The organism is Micromonospora sp. NPDC007271 (genome assembly GCF_040634005.1).
Classification (GTDB): Bacteria; Actinomycetota; Actinomycetes; order Mycobacteriales; family Micromonosporaceae; genus Micromonospora.
Window position 1 is genome coordinate 1 of the sequence record NZ_JBEYER010000103.1, and the last position, 24,072, is coordinate 24,072.

Annotated in this window: 26 protein-coding genes; 11 read left to right on the plus strand and 15 right to left on the minus strand. The window is 74.3% G+C overall.

Annotated elements, in window-relative coordinates:
- Positions 1–290: 290 nt before the first annotated feature.
- From ABZ570_RS27865 to ABZ570_RS27885, 5 genes are read right to left on the minus strand one after another with little or no spacing between them, the layout of a single operon-like run.
- On the minus strand, positions 291–1,454 hold the full coding sequence (locus ABZ570_RS27865; protein ID WP_358069823.1) for a dihydrodipicolinate synthase family protein: 1,164 nt from the start codon (positions 1,452–1,454) through the stop codon (positions 291–293).
- Entirely contained in the window at positions 1,451–2,602 is a 1,152-nt protein-coding gene (locus ABZ570_RS27870; RefSeq protein WP_358069826.1) for a Gfo/Idh/MocA family oxidoreductase, read from the minus strand. Before ABZ570_RS27870 ends, ABZ570_RS27865 begins: the two co-directional genes overlap by 4 nt.
- A gap of 25 nt (positions 2,603–2,627) precedes the next feature.
- Positions 2,628–3,449: an ABC transporter ATP-binding protein gene (locus ABZ570_RS27875; RefSeq protein WP_358069828.1), complete on the minus strand. Its 822-nt coding sequence runs from the start codon at positions 3,447–3,449 to the stop codon at positions 2,628–2,630.
- 5 nt (positions 3,450–3,454) lie between these two features.
- The gene (locus tag ABZ570_RS27880) at positions 3,455–4,474 is read right to left on the minus strand and encodes an ABC transporter substrate-binding protein (RefSeq protein ID WP_358069831.1); all 1,020 of its coding nucleotides are present in this window, start codon (positions 4,472–4,474) and stop codon (positions 3,455–3,457) included.
- A 16-nt stretch (positions 4,475–4,490) separates the two neighbouring features.
- The gene (locus ABZ570_RS27885; protein ID WP_358069834.1) at positions 4,491–5,369 is read right to left on the minus strand and encodes an ABC transporter permease; all 879 of its coding nucleotides are present in this window, start codon (positions 5,367–5,369) and stop codon (positions 4,491–4,493) included.
- Positions 5,370–5,567: 198 nt separating this feature from the next.
- Between ABZ570_RS27885 and ABZ570_RS27890 the strand changes: the two genes are divergently transcribed.
- Entirely contained in the window at positions 5,568–6,596 is a 1,029-nt protein-coding gene (locus ABZ570_RS27890; protein WP_358069837.1) for a LacI family DNA-binding transcriptional regulator, read from the plus strand.
- 26 nt (positions 6,597–6,622) lie between these two features.
- The gene (locus ABZ570_RS27895; RefSeq protein ID WP_358069840.1) at positions 6,623–7,789 is read left to right on the plus strand and encodes an enolase C-terminal domain-like protein; all 1,167 of its coding nucleotides are present in this window, start codon (positions 6,623–6,625) and stop codon (positions 7,787–7,789) included.
- Positions 7,790–7,805: 16 nt separating this feature from the next.
- Here ABZ570_RS27895 and ABZ570_RS27900 read toward each other — a convergent pair whose 3' ends face one another.
- From ABZ570_RS27900 to ABZ570_RS27920, 5 genes are all read right to left on the minus strand, one after another.
- The gene (locus tag ABZ570_RS27900; protein WP_358069843.1) at positions 7,806–9,269 is read right to left on the minus strand and encodes a hypothetical protein; all 1,464 of its coding nucleotides are present in this window, start codon (positions 9,267–9,269) and stop codon (positions 7,806–7,808) included.
- A gap of 111 nt (positions 9,270–9,380) precedes the next feature.
- On the minus strand, positions 9,381–10,061 hold the full coding sequence (locus ABZ570_RS27905) for an ankyrin repeat domain-containing protein (protein ID WP_358069846.1): 681 nt from the start codon (positions 10,059–10,061) through the stop codon (positions 9,381–9,383).
- Positions 10,058–10,426 carry a hypothetical protein gene (locus tag ABZ570_RS27910; RefSeq protein WP_358069849.1) on the minus strand — a complete coding sequence of 123 codons (369 nt, stop codon included), beginning with the start codon at positions 10,424–10,426 and terminating at the stop codon, positions 10,058–10,060. The genes ABZ570_RS27905 and ABZ570_RS27910 overlap by 4 nt, the downstream gene beginning before the upstream one ends.
- A gap of 262 nt (positions 10,427–10,688) precedes the next feature.
- Positions 10,689–11,507 carry a TIGR04222 domain-containing membrane protein gene (locus ABZ570_RS27915; RefSeq protein ID WP_358069852.1) on the minus strand — a complete coding sequence of 273 codons (819 nt, stop codon included), beginning with the start codon at positions 11,505–11,507 and terminating at the stop codon, positions 10,689–10,691.
- 31 nt (positions 11,508–11,538) lie between these two features.
- The gene (locus ABZ570_RS27920; protein ID WP_358069855.1) at positions 11,539–13,092 is read right to left on the minus strand and encodes a glycosyltransferase family 39 protein; all 1,554 of its coding nucleotides are present in this window, start codon (positions 13,090–13,092) and stop codon (positions 11,539–11,541) included.
- 127 nt (positions 13,093–13,219) lie between these two features.
- Here ABZ570_RS27920 and ABZ570_RS27925 point away from each other — a divergent pair, with 127 nt between their 5' ends.
- Together ABZ570_RS27925 and ABZ570_RS27930 are read left to right on the plus strand one after the other, a co-directional pair.
- Positions 13,220–13,705, plus strand: a complete 486-nt coding sequence (locus ABZ570_RS27925) for a GNAT family N-acetyltransferase (protein ID WP_358069858.1) — start codon at positions 13,220–13,222, stop codon at positions 13,703–13,705.
- A 20-nt stretch (positions 13,706–13,725) separates the two neighbouring features.
- Complete coding sequence (locus tag ABZ570_RS27930) at positions 13,726–14,121, plus strand: cupin domain-containing protein (protein ID WP_358069861.1); 396 nt, start codon at positions 13,726–13,728, stop codon at positions 14,119–14,121.
- Between the two features lie 9 nt (positions 14,122–14,130).
- On the opposite strand, the gene ABZ570_RS27935 is transcribed toward ABZ570_RS27930, so the two are convergent.
- The gene (locus ABZ570_RS27935) at positions 14,131–15,366 is read right to left on the minus strand and encodes an MFS transporter (RefSeq protein ID WP_358069864.1); all 1,236 of its coding nucleotides are present in this window, start codon (positions 15,364–15,366) and stop codon (positions 14,131–14,133) included.
- Positions 15,367–15,434: 68 nt separating this feature from the next.
- Between ABZ570_RS27935 and ABZ570_RS27940 the strand changes: the two genes are divergently transcribed.
- The 3 genes from ABZ570_RS27940 to ABZ570_RS27950 all read left to right on the plus strand — a co-directional run bounded on the left by ABZ570_RS27940 (position 15,435) and on the right by ABZ570_RS27950 (position 17,194).
- Positions 15,435–15,932, plus strand: a complete 498-nt coding sequence (locus tag ABZ570_RS27940; RefSeq protein ID WP_358069866.1) for a MarR family transcriptional regulator — start codon at positions 15,435–15,437, stop codon at positions 15,930–15,932.
- A gap of 70 nt (positions 15,933–16,002) precedes the next feature.
- A complete protein-coding gene (locus tag ABZ570_RS27945; RefSeq protein ID WP_358069869.1) occupies positions 16,003–16,569 on the plus strand; it encodes a cysteine hydrolase family protein in 567 nt (188 codons plus the stop codon).
- Positions 16,570–16,681: 112 nt separating this feature from the next.
- Entirely contained in the window at positions 16,682–17,194 is a 513-nt protein-coding gene (locus ABZ570_RS27950) for a GNAT family N-acetyltransferase (RefSeq protein WP_358069890.1), read from the plus strand.
- 20 nt (positions 17,195–17,214) lie between these two features.
- Here the strand turns inward: ABZ570_RS27950 and ABZ570_RS27955 are convergent, their stop codons facing one another.
- The gene (locus ABZ570_RS27955; RefSeq protein WP_358069872.1) at positions 17,215–18,234 is read right to left on the minus strand and encodes a WYL domain-containing protein; all 1,020 of its coding nucleotides are present in this window, start codon (positions 18,232–18,234) and stop codon (positions 17,215–17,217) included.
- Between the two features lie 142 nt (positions 18,235–18,376).
- Here ABZ570_RS27955 and ABZ570_RS27960 point away from each other — a divergent pair, with 142 nt between their 5' ends.
- From ABZ570_RS27960 to ABZ570_RS27970, 3 genes are read left to right on the plus strand one after another with little or no spacing between them, the layout of a single operon-like run.
- A complete protein-coding gene (locus ABZ570_RS27960) occupies positions 18,377–19,369 on the plus strand; it encodes a tyrosine-type recombinase/integrase (RefSeq protein ID WP_358069875.1) in 993 nt (330 codons plus the stop codon).
- Positions 19,370–19,410: 41 nt separating this feature from the next.
- Positions 19,411–20,088: a helix-turn-helix domain-containing protein gene (locus tag ABZ570_RS27965; RefSeq protein ID WP_358069878.1), complete on the plus strand. Its 678-nt coding sequence runs from the start codon at positions 19,411–19,413 to the stop codon at positions 20,086–20,088.
- Positions 20,085–20,459 carry a VOC family protein gene (locus ABZ570_RS27970; protein ID WP_358069881.1) on the plus strand — a complete coding sequence of 125 codons (375 nt, stop codon included), beginning with the start codon at positions 20,085–20,087 and terminating at the stop codon, positions 20,457–20,459. Before ABZ570_RS27965 ends, ABZ570_RS27970 begins: the two co-directional genes overlap by 4 nt.
- Positions 20,460–20,577: 118 nt before the next feature.
- Here ABZ570_RS27970 and ABZ570_RS27975 read toward each other — a convergent pair whose 3' ends face one another.
- Both ABZ570_RS27975 and ABZ570_RS27980 read right to left on the minus strand, forming a co-directional pair.
- Positions 20,578–20,949: a VOC family protein gene (locus ABZ570_RS27975; protein ID WP_358069884.1), complete on the minus strand. Its 372-nt coding sequence runs from the start codon at positions 20,947–20,949 to the stop codon at positions 20,578–20,580.
- Between the two features lie 57 nt (positions 20,950–21,006).
- Positions 21,007–22,713: an acyl-CoA dehydrogenase family protein gene (locus ABZ570_RS27980; protein WP_358069887.1), complete on the minus strand. Its 1,707-nt coding sequence runs from the start codon at positions 22,711–22,713 to the stop codon at positions 21,007–21,009.
- 111 nt (positions 22,714–22,824) lie between these two features.
- Between ABZ570_RS27980 and ABZ570_RS27985 the strand changes: the two genes are divergently transcribed.
- Positions 22,825–23,283 carry a hypothetical protein gene (locus ABZ570_RS27985; RefSeq protein WP_358069893.1) on the plus strand — a complete coding sequence of 153 codons (459 nt, stop codon included), beginning with the start codon at positions 22,825–22,827 and terminating at the stop codon, positions 23,281–23,283.
- A gap of 4 nt (positions 23,284–23,287) precedes the next feature.
- On the opposite strand, the gene ABZ570_RS27990 is transcribed toward ABZ570_RS27985, so the two are convergent.
- Positions 23,288–23,896 (minus strand): thymidine kinase, encoded by a 609-nt coding sequence (locus ABZ570_RS27990; RefSeq protein WP_358069896.1) that lies wholly within the window; start codon positions 23,894–23,896, stop codon positions 23,288–23,290.
- Positions 23,897–24,072: the final 176 nt, after the last annotated feature.

Below are 24,072 nucleotides of genomic sequence, written 5' to 3' on the forward strand. Positions count from 1 at the left end.
CCCCGATCTCGGCGACCGGCTCGCGCCACAGGCCGATGGCCGGGATGCCGGCGCGGACGCAGCCCTCGACGGCCTCGCGGACCGTCCACCGCTCGGTGGTGCGCTGGTTGAGCGACAGTTTCGCCAGGCGGGGGTCGACGGCGTTCGCGCCACCGCTCCGCTCGCTCACGCGGTGCTCCCCGTTCGTTCGCGACTGCGGGGCTCGCAGGACGGGCTCGCTCCTCGCGCTCATGCGGTGCTCCCTTTCGTTCGCGACTGCGGGGCTCGCAGGACCGGCTCACTCCTCGCGCTCACGCCGTCACCCCGGCTACCGACAGGTACCGGCGCATCCGCTCGACGGCCAGGTCCGGGTCGAGCAGCAGGCCGGCGGCGTCGCCGAGGCGGAACGCCTCCACCAGGTGCGGCACACTGCGCCCGCTGTGCAGGCCGCCGACCATGGTGAAGCCGGGCTGGAAGCCGTTGAGCCAGGACAGGAACGCGATGCCGGTCTTGTAGTACTGGGTGGGCGGGGCGAAGACGTGCCGGGACAGCGGCACGGTCGGGTCGAGGATCTCCCGGAAGCCCGCGGTGTCGCCGACGTCGAGGCGTTGCAGCGCCGCCGACGCGGCCGGCGCGATGGCGGCGAACGCGCCGAGCAGCGCGTGACTGAACCGCCCGCCGTCGCCGGCGATCAGCTCGGGGTAGTGGTAGTCGTCGCCGGTGTAGACCTTGACGGTCGGCGGCAACAGTTCCCGCAGCCGGACCTCCCGCTCGGCGTCGAGCAGCGACACCTTCACCCCGTCGACGACGTCGGCGTGGGCCGCCACCAGCGACACGAACGTCTTGGTCGCCTCGTCCAGGTCGGTCGAGCCCCAGTAGCCGGCGAGGGCCGGGTCGAACATGTCGCCGAGCCAGTGCAGCACGACCGGCGTGGTGGTGCCGGACAGCACTTGGTCGTAGACGCGCAGGTAGTCGTCCGCCCCGCGGGCCAACGCGGCCAGCTGCCGGCTGGCCATCACCACGGCGGTGGCGCCGCACTCCTGCACGAAGGCGACCTGCTCGGCGTACGCGGTGACGACCTCGTCGAGGGTGTCGGGCACGCCGGTCAGCTGGTCGGTGGCCGCCCCGGCGACGATGCGCCCGCCGCAGGCGGCGGCCTCGGCGGCGCTGCGCCGGATCAGCTCCCGGGTGGCGGCCCAGTCCAGACCCATCCCGCGCTGGGCGGTGTCCATCGCCTCGGCGACGCCGAGCCCCCAGGACCACAGGTTGCGCCGCACGCCGAGAGTGGCGTCCCAGTCCAGCTTGGCGGGCTGCCCGGGGGCGTTGTCGGCGTACGGGTCGGCGACGACGTGCGCCGCCGCGTACGCGATCCGGCTGGCCGGCGGGCCGGCCGGCCGCTGCCAGCCGGCCGGCTCCCGCAGGGTCAGCACCTCGGTGCCGCCGTCGGGGGTGGGCAGGGTGATCCGGGCGGTCACAGGCTGATCTCCTCGAGCTCGATCCGCCGTCCTTCCCGGGCCGAGCGCAGCCCGGCCTCGGCGAGCTGCACGCCACGGGCGCCGGCCAGGAAGTCCCACGGGAACGGCTCGCCGTCGACGACGTGGCGCAGGAACGCCTCCCACTGGACCTTGAACCCGTTGTCGAAGTCCTCGTTGTCGGGGACGGTCTGCCACTGGGCGCGGAACGGCTCGGTGACCGGCAGGTCCGGGTTCCACACCGGCATCGGGGTGGTGCCCCGGTGCTGGATGCGGCACTCGCGCAGCCCGGCCACGGCGCTGCCGTGGGTGCCGTCGACCTGGAACTCGACCAGCTCGTCCCGGTACACCCGCACCGCCCAGGAGGAGTTGATCTGGGCGGTGATGCCGCCGGCCAGTTCGAAGATGCCGTACGCGGCGTCGTCGGCGGTGGCCCGGTAGGTCTGGCCGTTCTCGTCGACCCGCTCGGGGATGTGGGTGGCGATGTGCGCGGTCACCGCGGTGACCGGGGCGAAGATCTGCTCCAGCACGTAGTGCCAGTGCGGGAACATGTCGACGACGATGCCGCCGCCGTCCTCGGCGCGGTAGTTCCAGCTCGGCCGTTGGGCGGTCTGCCAGTCGCCCTCGAACACCCAGTAGCCGAACTCGCCGCGCACCGACAGGATCCGGCCGAAGAAGCCGCTGTCGACCAGCCGCTTGAGCTTGCGCAGGCCGGGCAGGAACAGCTTGTCCTGCACGACGCCGTTCTTGATGCCCTTGGCGGCGGCGAGCCGGGCCAGCTCCAGCGAGCCGGTCAGCCCCTCGGCGAGCGGCTTCTCGGTGTAGACGTGCTTGCCCGCGTCGATCGCCGCCCGGATGGCCTTCTCCCGCTGGGCGGTGACCTGCGCGTCGAAGTAGATCTGGTGGGAGTTGTCGGCGAGCGCGGCGTCCAGGTCGGTCGTGTACGACGTCAGCCCGTGCCGGGCGGCGATCTCGGCGAGCTTGGCCTCGTTGCGGCCCACCAGGGTCAGCTCCGGCCAGATGCGGCTGCCGTCGCGGGCGGGCAGGCCGCCCTGCTCGCGGATGGCGAGCAGGGACCGGACGAGGTGCTGGCGGTAGCCCATCCGTCCGGTCACGCCGTTGAGGATGATCCCGATAGACGTGCGCTCCACTGTGTTTCCTTCCCAGGTCCGGTGGTTATTCGGCGGTCGTCGTCGCACCCAGCAGGTCCCGGATGCGTCCCGTGGCGCGCGCGAACTCCGGCTCCGACATGGTCGGGCCGTAGTCACGCTCGACGGGGAGGTCGACGTCGATGACCTCGGCGACGGTGCCGGGTCGGGGGGTCATGACGATCACCCGGTTGGCCAGGTAGACCGCCTCGGCGATGGAGTGGGTGACGAGCAGGACGGTGGTGCCGGTCTCCCGCCAGATCCGCCGCAGCTCGACGTTCATCTGCTCGCGGGTGAGGGCGTCCAGGGCCCCGAACGGCTCGTCCATGAGCAGGACCGGGGGGCGGTGCAGCAGCGCGCGGCACAGGGCCACCCGCTGCTGCATCCCGCCGGACAGTTCGTTCGGGTACGCGTCCTCGAAGCCGGTCAGGCCGGTCATCGCGATCAGCTCGTCGACCCGCTGGCGCGCCTCGGCGCGCGGCATCCGGCGCATCTCGGCCTGCAGCAGGATGTTGCGCCGGGCCGTGCGCCACTCCAGCAGGGCGGCGCGCTGGAAGACGTATCCGATGTCACGCCGCGGCCCCCGCACGTCCTCGCCGTGCAGGCGGACCTGGCCGGACGACGGCCGCAGCAGGCCGGACACCAGCTTGAGCAGCGTGGACTTGCCGCAGCCGGAGGCGCCGACGATCGAGACGAACTCGCCGGGCTCGATCCGCAGCGAGACGTCGCGGAGCGCGGTGACGTCCTTCTTCTTGGTACGGAAGCGGACCGCGACCTGGTCGATCTCGACCGCGGTGCCGGTCGCCGTGGCGTCCGTGGGTCGCTGCGTGGTGGTGTTGCCGACCGTCATCGGGTTCATCCCTTCGGCGCGAAGCTCGCGTCCCAGTAGGTCGCCGGCGACTCGGCCTTGGTGATCACGCCGGCCTCGGCGAAGACGTTGATCGTCTTCGTCCAGTCGGATTCGTCGTTGATGCCGGGGGCCTTGCCCTTGGTGGCGTCGGTGTGCAGCAGCTGCAGCGTGGCGTTGAACTGGTCGGTGAGCACCTTCGCCGACGGCAGCTGCTGGGACGCGCCCTGCATCGCCTCGACCGCGCCGGTCGGGTTGCCCTCGGCGGCCGACCAGGCCTCGCTGCTGGCCGCGACCATGCGCTTGACCAGGTCCGGCTTGTTCTTGATGGTGTCGGCGGAGGCGATCAGGCCGTTGCTGAAGAAGGTCAGGCCGTGCTCGGCGAACTTGAGGTAGGAGACCGGCTTGCCGGCCTTCTCCTGCATCGTCGGGCCCTGGTCGGTGGCGAAGCCGAGCAGCGCGTCGGTCTTGCCCGACATGACGGCGGCCATCTTGCCGGCCGGGTCGGTGTTCTGCAGGGTCACGTCTCCGTCGCTGAGGCCGTTGGCCTTGAGGAACGCGGGGAAGGTCTTGCTCAGTGCGTCACCGGCGGTGGAGGCGATGGTCTTGCCCTTGAGGTCGGCGGGGGAGTTGATGTTCTTGTCGCTGAAGAACTGCACCGACGACGGCGTGGTCTGCAGGAAGACACCGACGCTCTTGACCTCCATGCCCTGCCCGACGGCCGAGAGCAGGGCCGGGGTGTCGGCCCAGCCGAAGTCGGTCTGCCCCGCGGCGGTGGCCTGGATGGTCTTCTGCGAGCCCTGGCCGGCCTGGATGGTCAGGTCGATGCCGTGCTTGGCGAAGATGCCCTGCTTCTGGCCGAAGTAGAACGGCGCGTGCTCGCCGTACGGGTACCAGTTGAGGGTGAGGGTGACCTTGTCCTGGCCCTGGGGGTTCTTGCTCTGCTCGTCGGAGGACGAGCCGCAGCCGGTGGTGGCGGCCAGTATGAGCGCCGGCACGAGCGCGGCGGCGAGGGTGCGCAACTTCATGGGGTGGGTCTCCTATTCAGAGCGACGTCGTAGCGGCGTCGGTACGGCGGCTGGCGTGCCATGGAAGGACGAGGTGCTCGAGCGCTTCCACGGCGACGAACAGGACGACACCGAGCAGCGACATGATGAGCAGCCCGGCGAAGAGGGTCGGGGTGTCGAGGTTGCCGTTGGCCTGCAGGATCACGTAGCCGAGGCCCTCGTTGGCGCCGACGAACTCGCCCACCACGGCACCGGTGACGGCCATCGTGGCGGCGACCTTGAGGCCGGCGAACAGGTGCGGCAGGGCGGCCGGGAACCGGATCTTGACGAAGGTCTGGCCCGGGCCGGCGCCCATGGTCGCCGACAGTTGCAGCATCTCCGGGTCGATCGACTTCAGGCCGGTCACCCCGGAGATGACGATCGGGAAGAAGGCCATCAGCACGGCGACGACGACCTTCGGGGAGAGCCCGAAGCCGAGCCACACGATGAACAGCGGCGCGATCGCGATCTTCGGGATCACCTGGGCGAACAGCAGCAGCGGGTAGAGGCTCTTCTCGACCGTCGGGGAGTACACCATGACCACGGCGGAGACGACGCCGACCACGATCGCGATCGCGAAGCCCAGCACCGTCTCGTACGTGGTGATCCAGGTGTGGTGGGTGAAGTAGCTCGCCTGGTTGAGGACGACGTCCAGCGTCGCGCCGGGCGAGGGAACCAGATAGGGCTTGACCAGCTCCGCGGCGGTGACCGCCCACCACCCGACGAAGATCGCCGCGAGGACCACGGCGGGGCGCCAGACGCCCTGGACGAAGCGGAGCAGCCCGGCGCCGGCGGGGTCCCGGCGGCGGGTGGCCGGCGCGGGGGGACGGGCCGGCGCGGTCGGCTCCGGTTGCTCGATGGTGCTCTGCGCGGCCATGACCCTCCGTTCTCCGTGGCTGGCCGGCGGTTCCGGGAACCCAGCCGTTGGGTAGGCGCGTGCCGTCATGCAGGGCCCGAACGGACCGGGATAAGACCCGGCGGACGCGCCCTGAATGCGCTTTCAGTAAGCGCTTTCAGGGTGCTACGGTAACCACGCCGAAATCTTCCGGTCAAGAAGTTCCGCAGGGGGAAGTCCATGCAGCCACGGACGCACGTGACGCTGGAAGACGTGGCCAGGGCCGCCGACGTCTCACTCGCCACGGCCTCCCGGGCGCTCAACGGGATGCGGGTGACCCCGCAGCTGCGGGACCGGGTGCTCGCGGCGGCGGAGCAGCTGGCCTACACGCCGAACGCGCACGCCCGCGCCCTGGCCGGGGCGTCGCACCGCACGGTCGGCGTGATCTGCCACGACGTCAGCGACCCGTACTTCGCGGCGGTCGCCGGCGGGGTCATGCGGGTCGCCGGCGACAAGGACCTGCTGGTGATGCTGGCCAGCACGTTCCGGGATCCGGAGCGGGAGATCGCGTACGTGTCGATGCTGCGCGCCGAGCGGGCGTTGGCCATCCTGCTCATCGGTTCCGGGTTCGAGGACCCGCACTGGGAGCGGGCCCTGGACGCCGAGCTGAAGCCCTACCTGGAGAACGGGGGCCGGGTCGCGGTGGTCAGCCGGCACCGCAGCCTCAAGGTCGACAGCGTGCTGCCGGAGAACCGAGCCGGGGCCGCCGCGATGGCCCGTGCCCTGCTCGACCTGGGCCATCGCCGGTTCGCGGTGCTGGCCGGGCCGCCGGCGCTGACCACCGTCGCCGACCGACTGGGCGGCTTCCGCGACGAGTTGAAGAAGGCCGGCGTGCAGCTGGCCCCGACCGACGTCGTGGAGGGTCCGTTCACCCGCGACGGCGGCTACGGGGCGATGACCGAGCTGATCGCCCGGGGGCTGACCGCCACCTGCGTGTTCGCGTTGACCGACGTGATGGCCATCGGCGCCTGCGCGGCGCTGCGCGACCACGGGCTGTCCGTGCCGCGGGACGTGTCCGTCGCCGGGTTCGACGACATCCCGATCGTCCGTGACCTCACCCCGCCGCTGACCACCGTCGCGCTGCCGCTGCAGCAGCTCGGGGAGAAGGCGATGGAGCTGGCGCTGACCGAGAACACCGGGCGGCGCCGCCGGATCCTGCGGATGGGCGGCGAGGTGGTCGTCCGGGCCAGCACCGCCAAGCTCGCCTGATCACGACGGGAAGGAAAGGCGCCGCCATGCTCACCGCCGCCAGCGCCCTGGCCGGGCTGACCATCGACTCGGTGCGGACGTACGCCGTCGCGCTGCCCACCGTGCGCTCGTTCGGGGTGTCCGGCGGCGCGGTCGCCGTCGCCGGCCGGCCCAGCATCCGGGTGCTGGTCAAGGTGACCGCCGACGGGCTGACCGGCTGGGGCGAGGCCACCCCGATCCCGGCCTGGACGTACGAGACCGCCGAATCGATCGTCACCACCGTCGACCGGTACCTCGCCCCGGCGATCGTGGGCCGCCCGGCGTGGGACCTCGACGGGGTGACCACCGCCTTCGACCGGGCGGTCAACCGGGGCTTCACCATCGGTGCGCCGCTGGCCAAGTGCGCCGTCGACGTCGCGCTGCACGACCTGCTCGGCCGGGCGCTGGGCGTGTCCGTCGGGGTGCTGTGGGGGCAGCGCCGCCGGGAGACCATCGAACTCGGCTGGATCGTCTCCGGGCAGACCGCCGGCGAGGTGGCCGACGCGGTGGCCGAGGGACACGCCCTCGGTTACCGGGCGTTCAAGGTCAAGGTCGGCCTGCACCGCGAGGCCGAGGACTTGGCCGTGGTGCGGGCCGTGCGCGAGGCCGCGCCCGACGCCGCGCTGTGGGTCGACGCCAACCAGGCGTACACCGTGGACGCCGCGTTGCGGATGGCCCGCCGGCTGGCAGACCTCGACGTCACCGCGTTCGAGCAGCCGCTGCCCGCCAACGACGTCGCCGGGCTGCGCCGGCTGCGGGACGCGTCGCCGGTGCCGGTCGCGCTCGACGAGAGCCTGCGCCACCCCAGCGACCTGGCCACCTTCGTCAAGCTCGACGCGGTGGACGTGGCCATCGCCAAGGTGCAGCGCAGCGGCGGGTTGACCCTGTCGCGGCGGCTGTGCGCCCTGGCCGAGGACGCCGGGGTGCGGCTGATGGGCTCCGGGCTCACCGACTCCGACCTGGGCCTGGCCGCCTCGGTGCACCTGTTCGCGGCGTACGGCATCGACACGCCGGTGGACCTCAACGGCCGACAGTTCCTGGAGTCGTCGTACGCGACCGGGACGACCGTCGAGATCAAGAACGGTGTCGCCCAGGTGCCGACCGGGCCGGGCCTCGGCGTGGACGTCGACGAGTCGGTCGTACGCGAACTCGCCGTCGACGTTCTGCGCGGGTAGGGCTGCGCCGGGGCCGTCAGACCCGGGCGCCGCCGAGGCCCAGCAGGACCGCGAGGCCGAGAGCGCTGCGCGGGGCGTACGGCACCCGCCAGAGTCCGCCGTGCGCCGCCCCGTACGCCTCGTCCCGCCACGGGTGGTCCTGGGCCGGGCCGCCGCCGGTGCGCAGGTCGTGCACGAGCAGCGCGGCCATCAAAGTGTTGCTGGTGGCCGGGTCGAACACCTCGATGCCGAACCGGTGCGCGCCCGCGTACGCGGCGGCGAGCGCCCGGTTGCGCAGCACCGAGCGGGTACGCGTCGGCGGGGCCACCGTGAACGAGACGGTCGCCCCGGCATCGCGGGCCACCGTCGCCCGCCACCGTTGCAGCCGCTTGGACAGGGCGTAGTTCGGGCCCTGCTGCGGCACCAGGCTGTCGTTGATACCCGGGTCGGCACCGGGCGGGTAGTTGCGGTGCAGCAGCCGGCCGCCGGAGAGTACCCGCAGCGACCGGCGGGCCAGGCCGCGCGCGGCGTATCCCCGCTCGGCGTGGGCGACCGCCTCGGCGGGCACGGCGTACACGTCGGTGGGGGTGGCGAGAAAGGCCAGCGCCAGGTCGTCGCGGCGCTGTTGCAGGTGCCGGGTGAGCGCGTCAACGGCCATGGCGACCCGCACGTTGGTGGCGCCGTCGGCGTAGACGTAGTTGCCGAGCACGAGCCGGCCGTCCAGGCCGAGCAGCCACTGCGCGGCCTGGGGCAGCCGGTGCAGCAGGTCCGCGCCGGCGCCGGCGGCGAGGGCCTGGTCGTCGCCGCCGACGCCGGACCGCACCGGCAGGTGCAGCCGGCCGCCGTACCGGTGGGCAACGTCCAGCAGCCGCCGCCAGATGTCGGGCCGCGGCAGGTCGACCGCGACCACGTCGCCGCCCCAGCGCAGCACCGACGGCAGCGGGCCCATCTCGGCGCCGGCGCCGAGCACCACGACCCGCTGGTCGCGCAGGTCGAGCCAGTCCGGGTTGGCGAGGACCGCGCGGACCGCCTCGGCGCAGGACGGCTCGATCACCCCGGCGGTGACCCAGGCGTCGAGCTGACGATGCAGTGCGTCGCCGCGCAGCCGCCGCCCGCGGTACGGCAACGACAGTTCCCGTTCCGGGTCGCCGGTGCCGGTGACGGTGGCGGTCTCCAACGGCGGCTGCCCGGCGCCGGTGGCGAACACGTCGTCCAGCGGGTGCTCCGCGCCGTCCTCGTCGACCACCCGCATCCGGGCGTGCAGGGCGGCCAGGCCGTCGCGGGCGATGGTGACCGCGGCGTCGCGGGAGAGCAGGCCCGCCTCGACCAACCGGCGGAAATGGACCAGGTAGCCGTGCCGCCAGTTGGTCTCGTGCTCGGCCGAGCGCGCGCCGACCGGGTCGGCCGCGCGCAGCGCGTCGGCGACGACGGCGCGACCGAGCGCCGTGGTGCTGCGTGTGCCGTCGGTCAGGGGGAACACCACCCCGGTCGGGCCTTCCACCGGCCACCGCCCTTCTCGTACCGGCCGTCCGCCGACCGCTGGCGCCACTGTGCCGCACGCGCCGTCGGGCCGCAGCGGCGCGGCACCGTCGTGGACTGCCCAGCCGTGCCCTCAGCGGGACAGGATGGCCACGATCTCGTGGTACCCGCGGTCGCGGGCGTGGCGCAGCGCGTCGACGCCGTCCTTGTCGGGCAGGTGGACGTCCGCGCCGGCGGCCACGAGGATCTCCGCGATCTGCTGGTACGGCTTCGTGCCGTCGCCGAGGATGACGCACTCCAGCAGCGCTGTCCAGCCGAGGTTGTTGACGTGGTTGACGTTGATGCCGGTACGGACGACGCGGCGGACGTAGTCGACGTGGCCACGCTCGCTCGCCGGGATGACCGAGATGCCGCCGTACCGGTTCACGATCGTGAGGTCGGGCCCTGCGGGCAGCAGGACCTCGAGCATCGCGACGCTGCCGGTCACGCCCGTCACCAGCCACGGGGTGTCGTGCTGGTCGTCCAGCGCGTTCGGGTCCGCCCCGACGTCGACGAGCACGCGAGCGACCTCAATGTGGTCGTTCGCGGCGGCCAGCAGCAGCGCCGTACGCCGCCGCGCGTCGCGGGCTTCCCGGTCGGCGCCGGCCGCCAGTGCGGCGCGTACGCCGGCCGGGTCGCCGGCGCTCGCCGCGGCGAGCAGCGCCTGGTCGACGGGTGTGATCATGGGGTTCTCCTGTGGTCGGGTGAGGTCGGGACGCGCGCAGCCGCCGGCGGCCACGGCGAGGGTGAGGGCGAGCAGTGCGCGGCGCCTCACCACCGGATCAGCTTCCGTTCGACGGCGGCGTGCACCGCCGCGAATCGCCCCAGCTCGTTCACGGCGTACGTGGCGACCAGCACCCCGGCCAGCGCCAGCACGCCGACGGTGGCGGCGCCGCCGTGGTACGCCACATAGCGGGACACGGAGGCGGCCAGCAGGAGCAGGAAGCCCCACCGCATCGCCGAACGCAGCCGGTCCTCCCGCATGCCCACCTCCCTCGCACGCTCCGCCTGATCTTGGGCGAAATTCCAGCGTACGGCCGAGTCCGCCGAGCGCAAGGCGTTCACCGCCGCGTCCTTCGGCCAGCCGACCTCGGGGCCGGCCGGCCGGGTCACCGGCCAGGGGGCCACGCTGCGGGACATCCCCGGAACGCTCTTCCTCGCCGGTGGCCGTGCCGGGTCCCAGAAAGACAAACCATCGGCTACGACAACCGGGCGATCGACGACGAGGACTTCCGCGACGACCGGGTCGACGGCGGCGGAGGTGCGCCTGGGTGACCTGGCGACGATCGCGGAGGCGGCGGCGACCGCCAGCGAGGACGCGGAGGTACGGGACCTGGCGGGTGATCCGCCTCGCCGACGAACGGAGCTGATCCTCGGGCGTGGACGTGCCGGCCGGATCCGGTCAGCCGCGCCTGGTGGTGGCGTAGTCGCGGGGCCGGGTGCGTTCGGGGTCGACCCCGATCAGCTCGGCGAAGCGCGGGTCGACCGCGAGCAGCGGGCGGGGCCCGAACACCGCCATCGCGGTCAGCAGTTCCTCGGTGCCCCGCTCGCTCCACGCGGGCCGTCGCTCGGGCGCCAGCTCGGCGTACGTGCGGCGGTGCCGGCGCAGCAGCCGGCGCGCGGCCGCGCCGGTCTCCGGCACCTCGCACAGCCACCAGCCGCCGAGCACGGTGGCCAGGCAGCACAGCAGCAGGCCCACCACGGAGGCCGGTCCACCCGCTTCGCGCCCCTCGACCGCGCTGTCCACCAGCCGGGTCACCCCGACGGCTGCGACCGCGAACAGCGGCAGGGTGCCCAGCGCCAGGCGCCGCCGCTGCCTCGGGGTGAGCAGCCAGCCGTCGCGGACCAGCCGGCCCACCAGCCGGCGCAGCGCGCGGCCCACGCCCGGGTCGGCGAGCACGGCGGCCCAGGTCTGCGGCCGGCGCAGCGCGGCGTGCAGGGCGCGCACCAGCGGGGCGGACCCGGCCGGCGGCGGCCCGTCCACCGACAGGGTGGCCAGCTCACCGAGCTGCACCACCCCGCCCCGGCGCAGTGCCGCCACGCCCACCTGGCAGGCCAGTCCCGCCCGGTCCGTGAGGTACGCCAGCTCGACGGTCGACGGCGGCTCGCCCCGGGTCCGCCACCCCACCAGCGCCCGCACGGACAGGGCGATCGCGAGGGCTCCGGTCACCCCCGCGACGTAGTCGAGGAGGAAGAGCGGACCGCTGACACCCCAGAGCATGCCGACAAGTATTCACCGGGCCCGCCCATGCTCAGCCGGCGTGGCGTACCTCGGCTTCCCAGATCTGCGACCACGGCCGCCGCAGCCCGCGGCAGACGTAGACGGGCAGACCGTTCTCGTCGTTGTCGACGTCGACCCGCTGGTCGATCCGGCCGGCCTCGGTGACCTCGGTGAACCAGCCCCGCAGCTGGCCGGGGCGGGCCCAGCCGACCGCGATCACCACGTCGGCGTCCTCGGGCGGGCGGCCGAATCCGGCCATGCTGTTGTGCCCCGAGTAGGCCCGCGGCAGGCCGCGCTGCGGCCCGTATCGGGCCACCGCGCCCGCCTCGCCGTAGTTGCCGGTCAGGATCACCGCGCGTTGCCGCTGCTCGGGCGGCAGGCCACGGTGGACGGCGGCGAGCGAGTCGGCGAACGCCGGCCAGCCGATGGTTTCGCCGGCGTCGTAGTTGACGTCGACCACGAAGCCGGGCAGCCGGTCGGCGGGCAGGGTGGGCAGCAGCAGGACGGCGCTGCCGGTCACCGCCACGGCGGCGCCGGCGGCGAGCAACGCCCGCCGGGCGAGCACGGCGCCGCGACCGGCCCACTCGGCGGTGACGACCGCGCCGGCGGCGGTGACCACCAGCAGCAGCGGGGCGTCGTAGTAGCCCTTGCCGCCGGCGAGCAGCACGATCGCGAACACCACCAGCCAGGCCCAGCCGATCGCCCGGTACGCCCGCCAGGCCGGCCGGCCCAGCAGCGCCACCAGCCCGGCGACCCAGACGGGCACCGCGACCGGGCTGATGATGACCAGCTGCAGCTGCAGCGCGTCGAGGCGGCCGCTGTAGGAACTGTCGCCGCCGGCGATCGAGGACGCCACCGACAGCTGGGGGAAGCCGTGCGCGGCCTGCCAGAGCAGGTACGGCGCGGCGAGCACGACGACGATGCCGGCGGCCGCGTACACCCACCGGTCACGCAGCAGCCGGCGCGGCCCGGCGACCGCCAACCCGGCCAGCAGGCCCACGGCGAGCAGGGCGGGCAGCAGCTTGTTCAGCATGCCGACGCCGAGCGCCAGGCCGACGCCGAGGGCCCAGCGGGTGTCGCCGGTGCGCAGCAGCCGCACCGCGCACCAGGCCGCGACGAGCCAGACCAGCAGGTCGACGGTGGTGGTGCTGAGCAGGTGCCCGGGGGCGAGCACGATGCCCGCCACCGCGGCGAGGAAGGCGGCTGACAGCTGCCCGCCCCGGCCGCCGCCGAACTCCCGGGCGATCGCCGCGACCACCACGACCGAGGCACCGGCGATCAGCGCCGACGGCGTACGCAGCACCGTCAGGTTGCCGGGCGCGATCGTGTCCGCCAGCCGGGCCAGGGCCGGCACCAGCGGGCCCTGGTCGACGTATCCCCAGTCGAGGTGCCGGCCGCAGAGCAGGAAGTACAGCTCGTCGCGGTGGTAGCCGTACCGGCCGGCGAGCAGCAGCAGCACGGCGCTGACGGCCCCGCCGATCAGCCACGGCCCGAGGGTGCGGGGACCGCGCGGCGACGGTCCGTCCGATGCGGGCGGCGTCGGGGGCGCGCCGCGGTGGTCCGGGTCGGTGGCGGGTTCGACCATGCGTCCATGATGGGCGAGGAGGGGCGTACGCGAGGCCCCGTCCCGTGGCCGGCCGGTCACAGTTCGGGTACAGGTTGCCGGGGAACCGGGTCGCTCCCGGGCTGTCGGCCGGTTAGCGTGGCCCGTCATGCACATTCGCGAGTTCACCGAGGCCGACTGGGCGCAGGTGTGGCCGATCGTCGAGGACGTCATCACCGCCGGGGAGACCTTCCCGTACGACCCGGCGTGGCCCGCCGAGGTCGCGTACGACGTGTGGGTGGAGCGGCCGCCCGGCCACACCGTCGTCGCCGAGGCGGACGGCACGGTGCTGGGCACCGCCAAGATGGGTGCCAACCGGTCCGGCCCCGGCGCGCACGTGGCCACCGCCAGCTTCATGGTCGCCGCCCATGCCCGCGGCCGCGGCGTCGGCCGGGCGCTGGCCGAGTACGCGCTGGACTGGGCCCGCCACCGGGGCTACGCCGCGATGCAGTTCAACGCCGTGGTGGAGAGCAACGAGGCGGCCGTGGAGCTGTACCGGCGGCTCGGCTTCGTGGTGATCGGCACGGTGCCGGAGGCGTTCGCCCACCCGAGGCTGGGCCGGGTGGGCCTGCACGTCATGCACCGTCCGCTGTGACGGTGCGCGACGATGGGCCGATGAGAGCTGAGCCGATCGAGCTGGCCGCCGCCCTGGGGCGCTTCGACCAGTTGTGGAGTCCGCGCATCGTGACCACCGTCAACGACTACGACGTCCGGATCGCGAAGGTGGCCGGCGAGCACGTCTGGCACTCGCACGACCACACCGACGAGTTCTTCCTGGTGCTCGACGGGGAGTTGCGCATCGCCCTGCGGGACGGCGCGGACGGCGCCGAGCGCGAGGTGGGGCTGCCGCGCGGCGCGGTGTTCGTGGTGCCGCGCGGGGTGGAGCACCGGCCGTCCGCGCCGGACGGCGCGTCGATCCTGATGTTCGAGCCGTCCGGCACGTCGAGTGTGGGGGACCGGCACGACGAGGTGCCCGGTCACGTGGACGCCACCACCGGCCACCGGCTCTGACCGGTCGGGTCAGCGTCCCGCCGGTACCTGCTCGACGGGCGCCGGCGGGGCGTCGGCCGGCCAGCCCAACCGGCGTACGCCGGGCACGGCGGCGGTGCCGACGCAGGCGAGCAGCACCAGCACGCCGGCGACGGCGAGCGGCGTCGACGGCCCCCAGGCGCGGGCGGCGAGCGGGGCGAGGGCGTACCCGAGCGGCATGGCGCCCAGCGACATCAGCCAGTCGTACGAGGTGACCCGGGCGAGCACGTCGGGCGGGAACTGGCCCTGCACCACCGTCTCCCAGACCGGGTTGAGGAAGCCGAGCGCGACCAGCGCGAAGCAGTACGCGGCGATGCTGACCGGGGCGGGCGCGGCGACGGCGAGCAGGAGCAGCGGTGCCGCGTAGGTGGCCAGGGCCAGGTTGCCCAGCAGCACCGGCCGGGCGGGGCGTATCCGGGCGGCGAGCAGCGACCCGAGGAGCAGGCCGACCGCGCCGCCCTGTTGCAGCAGCACCCAGACGCCCTCCCCGCCGAGGCGGTCGACGGCGACCACCGGGCCGACGGTGAGCAGCACCGCGGCGGCGCCGTTCCACACGCCGTGCGCGAGCAGGCTGCTCCAGTACCAGTCGCGGGAGCGGACCTCCCGCCAGCCGAGCGCCAGGTCGGCGCGGAGGGACCGGTGCGGAACGGCCACGTGCCGGACCTGGATGACCGACAGCAGCGCCGCGCTGACCGCGAACGAGGCGGCGTCCAGCACGAACGCCCAGCCCGGCCCCGCGGTCCAGACCAGCAGGCCGGCCAGGGCGGGACCGGCGAGCCGGCTGGTGTTGGCGGTGACGCCCATCAGCGCGTTGGCCCGCTGCCGGCCGTCGGTGTCGACGGTGCCGGCGACGAGCGGGGACGCGGTGGGCATGGCGAAGGCCGAGGCGGCGCCGCCGACCGCGGAGGCGACCGCGAGGTGGGCCAGTGCGGGGGCGCCGCCGAGCAGTTCGACACCGACGACCAGTTGGGCGGCGCAGCGCACCAGGTCGGTCCCGATGGCCACTCGGCGGGCGTCGAACCGGTCGGCTACCACGCCGCCGAGGGGGAGCAGCACCAGCCGCGGCACCATCGCGCAGCCGAGGACCACGGCGAGGGCGGCGGTCGAGCCGGTGGCGCGGAGCACGGCCAGGGCCAGGGCGGTGGGGACGACGGCGTCGCCGAGAGCCGAGACGGTACGGCCGAGGAAGAGCAGGCGGAAGGCGCGGAGCCGGAGGGGATGGGTCACTCCGGCAGACTACTTCGACGTCAAACATTTCGACAACGAATATTTCGGCGACGGCGTACCGTGAACGGGTGACCGACCGCGACCGCACCGACCAGCACGTGGCGCGCTGGCTGCCCGTCCTGCCCGACCTGGACCCCGACGTGGAGGGCGCGGTCACCCGGATGTCCGCCCTCACCCGGCACCTTCGCGAGGTGAAGGACCGGGCCCTCGCCGACCTGGACCTCCAGGAGAAGGAGTACGGCACGCTGCACGCCCTGGCCGGACGCGGCGGCCGCGCCGCCCCCTCGGAGATCGCCGCCGACCTGCGCATGGCGCCCGCCTCGATCACCGCGCGGGTGGACGCGCTGGTCCGCCGCGGCTTCGTCCGCCGGATCCCCTCGCCGGTGGACCGGCGGCGGATCGACGTCGAGCTGACCGACGCCGGCCGGGCCGCCTGGCGCCGCGCGCTCGGCGTCGTCGGCGACGAGGAGCGCCGGGTGCTCGGCGCGCTGACGCCTCAGGAACGGCGGCTGCTGTCGGACCTGCTGCGCCGCGTGACCCTCGCCGCCGAGCGTCCGTTGCCCTGACCGGCCCGTCACTGTCGGTGGGGCGGTCTAGGGTGGCCGCGACTCGACACTCGCACGTCAGGGGAGAGCCATGACCACGCTCATCGACCGGCCGCACACCGCCCTGCTCGTCATCGACGTGCAGAACGGCGTCGTGGCGCACGCGTACGACCGGGACCGGATCGTCGCCAACATCGCCACCCTGGTCGACAAGGCGCGCGCGGCCGGCGTCGAGATCGTCTGGGTCCAGCACAGCAGCGACAACATGCCGCAGGGCAGCGAGAGCTGGCAGTACGTGCCGGAGCTCGTGCGGCGCGACCCGGAGCCCCTGGTGCACAAGCGGTACCCCGACTCGTTCGAGGACACCGACCTGACGGAGGTGCTCGCCGCGCGCGGCGTCGGCCGCCTCTTCGTGGCTGGCGCGCAGACCGACGAGTGCATCCGCTCGACGCTGCACGGCGCTCTCGTCCGCGGCTACGACGTGACCCTGGTCGGCGACGCCCACACGACCGAGGATCTCTCGTCGTACGGCGCGCCCACGCCCGACAAGGTCATCGCCCACACGAACCTGTACTGGCAGTACCAGGCGGCACCGGGCCGGACCGCGGGCACGCTCGACACCGCCGACGTCGACTTCGCCGCGGCTGTGCCCGCCTGACGTCGACCGCGACCCGGCGGGCGCCGGTCCTCGCCGCCCGCCGACGACTCGCGCCCACCGGCGCGGCGATCGTCCAAAAGCCGGTTGACGGCCCGGTGAGGATCGGGCGGTGATGACCTGGACGATCTGCCTCAGCCCGCCCAGAGCCCCCGAGGCGGCGACCCTGCTGCGCGAGTACATGGCGGAGATGGTCCGCCGCTGGCACGGCCGCCCCGAACGGCCGGCGGAGGTGACCGAGGCGCTGGCCGAGATGCCCAGCGACGACCTGGCCCCGCCCACCGGGCTGCTCCTGCTGGCCCGCCACGACGGGCACCTCGCCGGGTGCGCCGGCCTGCGCTGGCGTCCCGGCTGGGCGGAACTCACCCGGGTCTACGTCCGCCCTGCGTACCGCGGCACCGGGGGCGGAGCCGCGCTGGACGCCGTCGAGGCGTACGCCCGGGCGGCCGGGGCCGACCGGATCCGGCTGGACACCCGCGCCGACCTGGTCGAGGCTCGCGCCCTCTACGCCCGCCACGGCTACGTCGAGATTCCCGCCTTCAACGAAGGCCCGTACGCCCAGCACTGGTTCGAGAAGCTCCTGCCGGCGACGGCCAGCGGAGACGGCCGCAGCGAGATCAGCGCCTGACCCAGGCGCCGGCAGGGAGATCAGCGCTCGGCGGCGGGGTCCCTCCCGGACGCCCCCGCCGCCGTCTCGGGCGGGTAGAGCCGGGCCAGGGCGTGCGCGGTGGCGGTGACCCGCTCCCGCAGCTCCGCCGGTGCCAGCACCTCCACCTCGGCGCCGAGCTTGAGCAGCTCGGTGTGGGCGTGCTTCACCGACTCGATCGGCACGGTGGTCTCCAGCCACCCGTGCTCGTCCGGCTCGCCGGCCGCCGCCCGGGCCGCCCGGCTCATCTCCGGCGGAAAGACGTGCGCCGTGAACTCCAGTGCTGCCACGGTCATCCGGACCCGGGCCTCGGCCCGGTAGACGTCCCGCTCGTACCGCTGCGTCCACTCCCGCCAGTATCCGGCCAGGTCGAAGTCGGCCGGCCGCTCGTACCGCTCGTCGCGCACCACCAGGTCGAGCACCGCGCCGACCCGGTAGGTGCGCAACTGCTCGCCGCAGCGGGCCACCAGGTACCAGCGGCCCGCCTTGAGCACCACGCCCAGCGGCGCCACCACCCGGGTCACCTCCCGCGGGGCCCGCCACCGCCGGTAGCGCATCTCCACCAGCCGGTCCTCCCAGACGGCCCGGGCCAGGGCGGCCAGGTGCGGGGTGGGGTCGGGGTGCCGGAACCAGCCGGGCGCGTCCAGGTGGAACCGCTGCCGCATCCGGCCGCCCCGGTCGGCCAGCTCGTCGGGGAGCGCGGCGAGGAGTTTCAGCTCGGCGGCGGCCACCACCGGGCCGAGGCCCAGCTCGGCGGCCGGGCCGGGCATCCCGGCCAGGAACAACGCCTCGGCCTCCGGCGCGGTCAGCCCGGTCAGCCGGGTCCGGTAGCCCTCCAGCAGCCGGTAGCCGCCGGCCGGGCCGCGGTCGGCGTACACCGGCACGCCGGCGGCACCGAGCGACTCGACGTCCCGGTAGACGGTCCGGACGGAAACCTCCAGGGCGTCGGCGAGTTCCTGGGCGGTCATCCGCCCCCGGGTCTGCAGGAGCAGAAGCAGGGAGACCAGGCGGCTGGCACGCACCTGCCGACGGTATCCCGGACCGGAACACACTGACGGTCAGGGCCGCCGGCCGGCAGGGGCGACCACGACAGCGAGGAGCCGACCTGATCTTCGTGGGCGCGCCTCGTCGCGATCCGCCCCGCCGACTGAGAAGCTTCCTCACATGCTGCGTCCCGAGGTTGTGCCCAGCGGGTCGGCCCGTCCCGCGCTGCCCGGTGGGCCGGTCGACTTCACCGAGGCGTGGCTGCGCAACCGGCGCCTGTCGGAGCACACCCGCGACGCGTACCGGCGGGATGTCGCCGGCTGGCTGAGCTGGTGTGCCGGGCGCGGCCTCGACCCGCTGCGGGCCACCTTCCTCGATGTCAACGCCTACGGCCGGGAGTTGGAGGCCACCGTGGGCGTGCGCAGCGGGCGGCCGCTCACCCCGGCCACGGTGGCCCGACGGCTGTCGGCGCTGTCCAGCTGGTACGACTTCCTGGTCAAGCTGCGCGCGGTCGAGGCCAACCCGGTGGCCGCCGCCGACCGCCCCCGGGTCGACCGGGACCATTCCGCCACGGTCGGCCTGACCCCGGAGGAGGTCGACGCGCTGCTCGCCGCCGCCGAGGCGGACACCGGGCCGACCGCCGCCCGCAACCGGGCGGCCATCGCGCTGCTGGCCGACCTGGGGCTGCGGGTCGGCGAGCTGATCTCGCTGGATCTGACGGACCTGGGTGCCGAGCGGGGGCACCGCAGCGTCCGGTTCGTCGGCAAGGGCGGCAAGGCGCGCCGGCGTGCGCTCACCCCCGGCACCGCGTACGCGGTCGACGCCTATCTGGCGGCGCGGGCCGCCGCGCAGGGGGTGACCGTGCCCGAGCTGACCGGCCCGCTGCTGGTCACCGCCACCGGCGCCCGACTGGACCGGCACTCGGTGTTCCGCCTGGTCCGCCGGCTGGCGCGGGCCGCCGGCATTCCCGCGTGGGCGAAGCTGTCCCCGCACTCACTGCGGCACGCGTTCGCCACCGCCGCCCGCGCCGAGGGGGTGCCGCTGGAGGACGTGCAGGACGCCATGGGGCACGCCGACCCGCGTACCACCCGCCGTTACGACCGGGATCGGCACAACCTGGATCGCGACCCGGCGTATGTCATCTGGGCCGCCCGCGCCCGTCGTCGCGGATAGTCCATTGACGGAGTGAGTACTCACTCCATATCCTGGATGGCATGACAGATTCCGACACACCCCGCCGTCGCGCGCCCGGGATGAGCCCCGACCGCCGTCGCACCATGATCGTGCAGGCCGCCTTGCCGCTGCTCGCCACGCACGGCGCCACGGTCACCACCGCCCAGGTCGCCCGCGCCGCCGGCATCGGCGAGGGGACTGTCTTCCGCGCCTTTCCTGACAAGGACGCCCTGATCGACGCCTGCATCGTCGAGGCGCTGCGCCCCGATTCGGTGCTGGCCGAGTTGGCAGCGATCGCCCTGACACAGCCGCTCGGCGACCGGCTCACCGCCGCCGCCACGGCCCTGCGCGCGCACCTGGACCGGATCGGCGCGGTGCTCGCCGCCGCCCACGCCGCCGGTCGCCCCGGGCGTGGCCGACGGGAGCCCCCGCCGGCCGATGCCGCAGCGCCGGAGGAACGACGGGCCGCCCCGCCGGCCGGTGACCGCGCCTCGGCGCGGGAGGAGTCCGTGGCCGCGGTCCGGGAGTCCGTCGCCGCGCTGTTCGCGCCCGACCGGGACCGCCTGCGGCTGCCCGCCGACCGGCTCGCCGCCGCGTTCCTGGCTGTCCTGCTGCCGAGCCGCACCCCCCTCGCCGGCACCGCGCCGACTCCGGCCGAGCTGGTCGACCTGTTCCTGCACGGCGCGCTCGCGCCCACCGCCCCCGCCGAGGACCGATGACCGTCACGCTGAACCACACGATCGTCCCGGCCCACGACCACCATGCGGCGGCCCGGTTCTTCGCCGACGTCATGGGGCTGGCGGTGCTGCCGCCGGCCGGCGCGCACGGCCACTTCGCCCCGGTGCGGGTCAACGACCAGCTCACCCTCGACTTCATGAGCGTGCCCGCACCCGAGGGCCACCACCTGGCCTTCGACGTGGACCCGGACACCTTCGACGCGATCCTGGGCCGGCTGCGCGACGGCGGCGTGCCGTACGGCAGCGAGCCCGGGGCGCCCGACAACGGGCGTACCGACCATCCACTCTGCGCCCGGGGGCTGTTCTTCCGGGACGACTCCGGCAACCTCTACGAGGTGATGTCCCCGGCGTGAAACGACAGGAACTCTCCGGGTGCCGGGAACAGCCCTGACGATCCAATCGACGAGGGTGGTCCCGACGGCACCGGGTGGCGGTCGACCGGCACCTTGGGATGCCGGTCGACCGCTGCGGTCAGCCCTGCGGACGAGGGCAGATGCAGAACGGCTGGCCGATCGGGTCGAGCAGCACGGTCCATCGCTCGCCGCCCGGCTGGAACTCGGGCTTCGTCGCGCCGGCCGCCAGCAGGTCCTTCTCCGCGACCGTCAGGTCGTCGACGTACAGGTCGAGGTGGTAGCGCTTGCCGGCGGTCTCGTCCGGCCAGGCCGGTGGGGCGTACCCGTCCACCAGGCCGAAGCCGATCGAGGTCCCGTCCTTGCTGATCATGGCGTATTCGGCCTGGCTGTGGGTGACATCCCAGCCGAGGGCGTGAGAGTAGAACGCGGCGTGGGCGGCCGGGTCGGAGCTGTCGAGGTTGACCATCGCGAGGTCGGCGTGCACTGTCATGCCGCCCATCCTGCCGGCAGATCCTGACATCCTCTGGCAGGTACCTGGGACGGACTTTCAGCCGAGCAGGTCCAGGTGCCGGTGGGCGTCGGCGGCGATGTCCTCGTGCCGCAGCCGGCGCCGCGCCCAGAGCCGGGCCGCCACCTCGGCCTGCTCGTCGCCCCACGCCGCGTGCTCCACCAGCAGCGCGGTGGTCAGCGCGTACGCCGCTCGCAGCGCCAACCCGCGGGCACCGGCCACCACCTCGACCGCGGCCGGGTCGGCGGTGATCTCGCCGAGGCGCTCGCGCAGCTCGTCGGTGACCGCGGCCAGGGTGGCGGCCAGAGCGGGGGAGAGCGGGCGGGCCAGGTCGACGGCGGCGGCCAGCCGGCGCAGCAGCGGCACAGCGGCGTCCTCCCGGGTGACCGCGCGCAGCACGTCCAGGGCGAGCACGTTGGTGGTGCCCTCCCAGATCGGCAGGACCTGGGCGTCGCGCAGCAGCCGCGGCACCCCGGTGTCCTCGACGTAACCGGCACCGCCGAACGCCTCCACGTACTCGCTGGCGGAGGCCACGGCGAGCCGCCCGGTGGCGAGCTTGGCCAGCGGCGCCACCACCCGCAGCTCGGCGGCGGCGTCCGGGTCACCGCCCACCTCGACCCGGCCGAGCAGCGCGAACGCGTGCCCGGCGAGGACGAACGCGCCGGCCGCGTCGACCGCGAGCGTGCCGAGCGTGGCGCGGTGCAGCGGCGAGTCGGCGAGCCGCCCGCCGGCGACCTGTCGCGCCTGCGCGTACGCCCGCGCGTACGCCAGGCCCCGGCGCATGCCGGAGGCGGCGGCGGAGGCGTTGTGCACCCGGGCCACCGCCACCAGCGCCATCGCCCGCACCAGCCCGGGCACCGCCGGGTCGCCGAGCGGCAGCGCGTACGCGTCGCGCAGCCCGATCTCGGCGGTGGGCAACGCCCAGGTGCCCAGTTTGTCCTTGAGCCGGTGCACGGTCACCCCGGGCGCGGGCGCGTCGGCGGCGACGGTGGCGCCGGCCAGGGGCGAGTCGGCGGCGTACCGGGGCACCAGGAACGGGGCGAGCACCCGGCTGCCCCGGCCGGCGCCGTCGGGCCGGGCCAGGGTGACGGCCATCGGCGCGTCGGCGGCCGAGCAGAACCACTTCTCCCCGGTCAGCCGCCACGACCCGTCAGCGGCGGGCCGGCCGATGGTGCTGGAGCCGGACAGGTCGGAGCCGCCCTGCGACTCGGTCATCCACTGCCCGCTGACGATCGCGGTGTCCGGGTCGGTGGAGATCAGCCGGGGCAGCCAGGCGTCGCGGACACCGGCGTCGACCTCGGGGCGGCTGAGCAGCGCGGCGGCGCCGTCGGCCATGGCCACCGGGCAGGAGAAGGTGGCCGACTCCGGGGCGTACAGGTGCAGCAGGGCGTGCTGGACGACCCGGGCGCCGGCCCCCCAGGTGGTGCGCGCGGCCTCCAAATACGGCAACGCCACCACGGCGTGCCGGGCAGCGGCGGCCCGCTGGGTCTGCCAGCCGGCGGAGGTGTCAATGCGGTCGACGCGGGCGCCCCACGGGTCGTAGCGGACCAGGGTGGGCGGGTGGGCCTCGGCGTCGGCGTGCGCGGCCCGCAGCGGCCCGGTGACGTCGGCGGCCAGGTCGGCCAGCCGTCCCTTCGCGGCGGCGTGTCCGGCCGGGCCGAGGTGCCGGTCCAGCCAGGAGCGCAGCAGCGGGTCTCCGCTGTACGGGTCGTCGGGAGTGGGCACCGGCTGCACGTAACGAGTCATCCCGGCTCTCCTTCCGAGGGTGTGCGCCGACGGTAGTCGATCCGATCGCACCGGCGACAGGGGTGCAACTTCCTGCGCGCCGCCCGGGCCGCTCTCTAACGTCTGTGGGTGATGGGCAAGGAGCAGGCGTGGCGCAGGCCGGCCCGGCGGGTCCGGCCGGGCCGGGCCGGCCTGCTGTTCGGCGGCCTCGGGCTGGGCGTGTGCCTGATCGGGGTGGCCGGCCTGGCGTTGTGGAACGTGCAGGTGATGTGGCGGGCCGACGGCCCGGTGCGGGAGACCGCGGACAGGTTCCTGCACGAGGTCGCCGCCGGGGACACCGACCACGCGTACGAGCGGCTGTGCCGGCAGGCGCGCAGCAAGTGGAGCGCGGTCGGCTTCGGCAGCTGGGTGCGTACCCCGCCGCAGGTCAGCGGCTACGAGATCACCGACGTGTCGGTGGCCACCGAGCGCGGCGTCCCGCGCGCCACCGTGAAGGTGCGGCTGACCCGCGACGGCGGGGCCAGTGAGGACCGGACGCTGCCGATCGTGCAGGAGGACGGGAAGTGGCGGGTCTGCGGGGACCCGTTCTGAGTGGTCAGCCGCGTGGGCCGAGGTCGCCGGAGCGGTAGTGCCGGCGGCAGAGCACCTGGTAACGCACCTCGGCGGTGTCCACGGTGTCGCCGATCACGACCTGCTCGCCCTCGCGGACCACCCGCCCCTCGACGACCCGCGCGTTGAGCCGCCCTTCCCGGCCACACCAGCAGAGCACCTCGACCTGGATGCGGGCCACCTCGTCGGCGAGTTCGAACAGCCGCCGCGCGGCCGGGAACAGGCAGGAGCGGAAGTCGGTGGCCAGCCCGAACGCGTACACGTCGACGTCGTAGTCGTCGACCAGTTCGGCCATCTGCTCGACGTGGTCGAGGTTGTAGAAGGACGCCTCGTCGCAGATCAGGTAGTCGACGCGTACCCCGTTGACGAGCGCGTCGCGGACCAGGTCGCGCAGGTCGAGGTCGTCGGTGACCTCGATGGCGGCGTGGGCCAGGCCGATGCGGGTGGTGACCCGCGGGCCGAGCGAGCGGTCGATGCGGGTGGTGACCAGGCCGCGCCGGCCCTGCCGGGCGTGGTTGTAGTTCATCTGCAGCGCCATCGTGGACTTGCCGCAGTCCATCGGCCCCCAGAAGAACTTCAGCGCGGCGGCGTGCAGCGGCCGCCCGTCGCCGCCGCGGGCGGCGGCGCAGGCGCCGGGACGGTCGTCGCCGGGGCCCGGGAGGGGCCGGGCCAGGCAGGTCGGAGCGGCAGCGGCGTCGTCGGTCACGTCCGGGCAGCCTAGATGATTGAGTCCGAAGTCTGGGCTGTACGGCAGCGCGGGCTTGACTGGAG

Coding starts and splice junctions, on each gene's coding strand:
- ABZ570_RS27880 (WP_358069831.1), bottom strand. CDS start 4,474: ATGAAGTTGCGCACCCTCGCCGCCGCGCTCGTGCCGGCGCTCATACTG.
- ABZ570_RS27970 (WP_358069881.1), top strand. CDS start 20,085: ATGACCGTCACGCTGAACCACACGATCGTCCCGGCCCACGACCACCAT.
- ABZ570_RS27930 (WP_358069861.1), top strand. CDS start 13,726: ATGAGAGCTGAGCCGATCGAGCTGGCCGCCGCCCTGGGGCGCTTCGAC.
- ABZ570_RS27950 (WP_358069890.1), top strand. CDS start 16,682: ATGACCTGGACGATCTGCCTCAGCCCGCCCAGAGCCCCCGAGGCGGCG.
- ABZ570_RS27910 (WP_358069849.1), bottom strand. CDS start 10,426: ATGTCCCGCAGCGTGGCCCCCTGGCCGGTGACCCGGCCGGCCGGCCCC.
- ABZ570_RS27960 (WP_358069875.1), top strand. CDS start 18,377: ATGCTGCGTCCCGAGGTTGTGCCCAGCGGGTCGGCCCGTCCCGCGCTG.
- ABZ570_RS27945 (WP_358069869.1), top strand. CDS start 16,003: ATGACCACGCTCATCGACCGGCCGCACACCGCCCTGCTCGTCATCGAC.
- ABZ570_RS27965 (WP_358069878.1), top strand. CDS start 19,411: ATGACAGATTCCGACACACCCCGCCGTCGCGCGCCCGGGATGAGCCCC.
- ABZ570_RS27980 (WP_358069887.1), bottom strand. CDS start 22,713: ATGACTCGTTACGTGCAGCCGGTGCCCACTCCCGACGACCCGTACAGC.
- ABZ570_RS27915 (WP_358069852.1), bottom strand. CDS start 11,507: ATGCTCTGGGGTGTCAGCGGTCCGCTCTTCCTCCTCGACTACGTCGCG.
- ABZ570_RS27925 (WP_358069858.1), top strand. CDS start 13,220: ATGCACATTCGCGAGTTCACCGAGGCCGACTGGGCGCAGGTGTGGCCG.
- ABZ570_RS27890 (WP_358069837.1), top strand. CDS start 5,568: ATGCAGCCACGGACGCACGTGACGCTGGAAGACGTGGCCAGGGCCGCC.
- ABZ570_RS27895 (WP_358069840.1), top strand. CDS start 6,623: ATGCTCACCGCCGCCAGCGCCCTGGCCGGGCTGACCATCGACTCGGTG.
- ABZ570_RS27985 (WP_358069893.1), top strand. CDS start 22,825: ATGGGCAAGGAGCAGGCGTGGCGCAGGCCGGCCCGGCGGGTCCGGCCG.
- ABZ570_RS27875 (WP_358069828.1), bottom strand. CDS start 3,449: ATGACGGTCGGCAACACCACCACGCAGCGACCCACGGACGCCACGGCG.
- ABZ570_RS27920 (WP_358069855.1), bottom strand. CDS start 13,092: ATGGTCGAACCCGCCACCGACCCGGACCACCGCGGCGCGCCCCCGACG.
- ABZ570_RS27975 (WP_358069884.1), bottom strand. CDS start 20,949: ATGACAGTGCACGCCGACCTCGCGATGGTCAACCTCGACAGCTCCGAC.
- ABZ570_RS27885 (WP_358069834.1), bottom strand. CDS start 5,369: ATGGCCGCGCAGAGCACCATCGAGCAACCGGAGCCGACCGCGCCGGCC.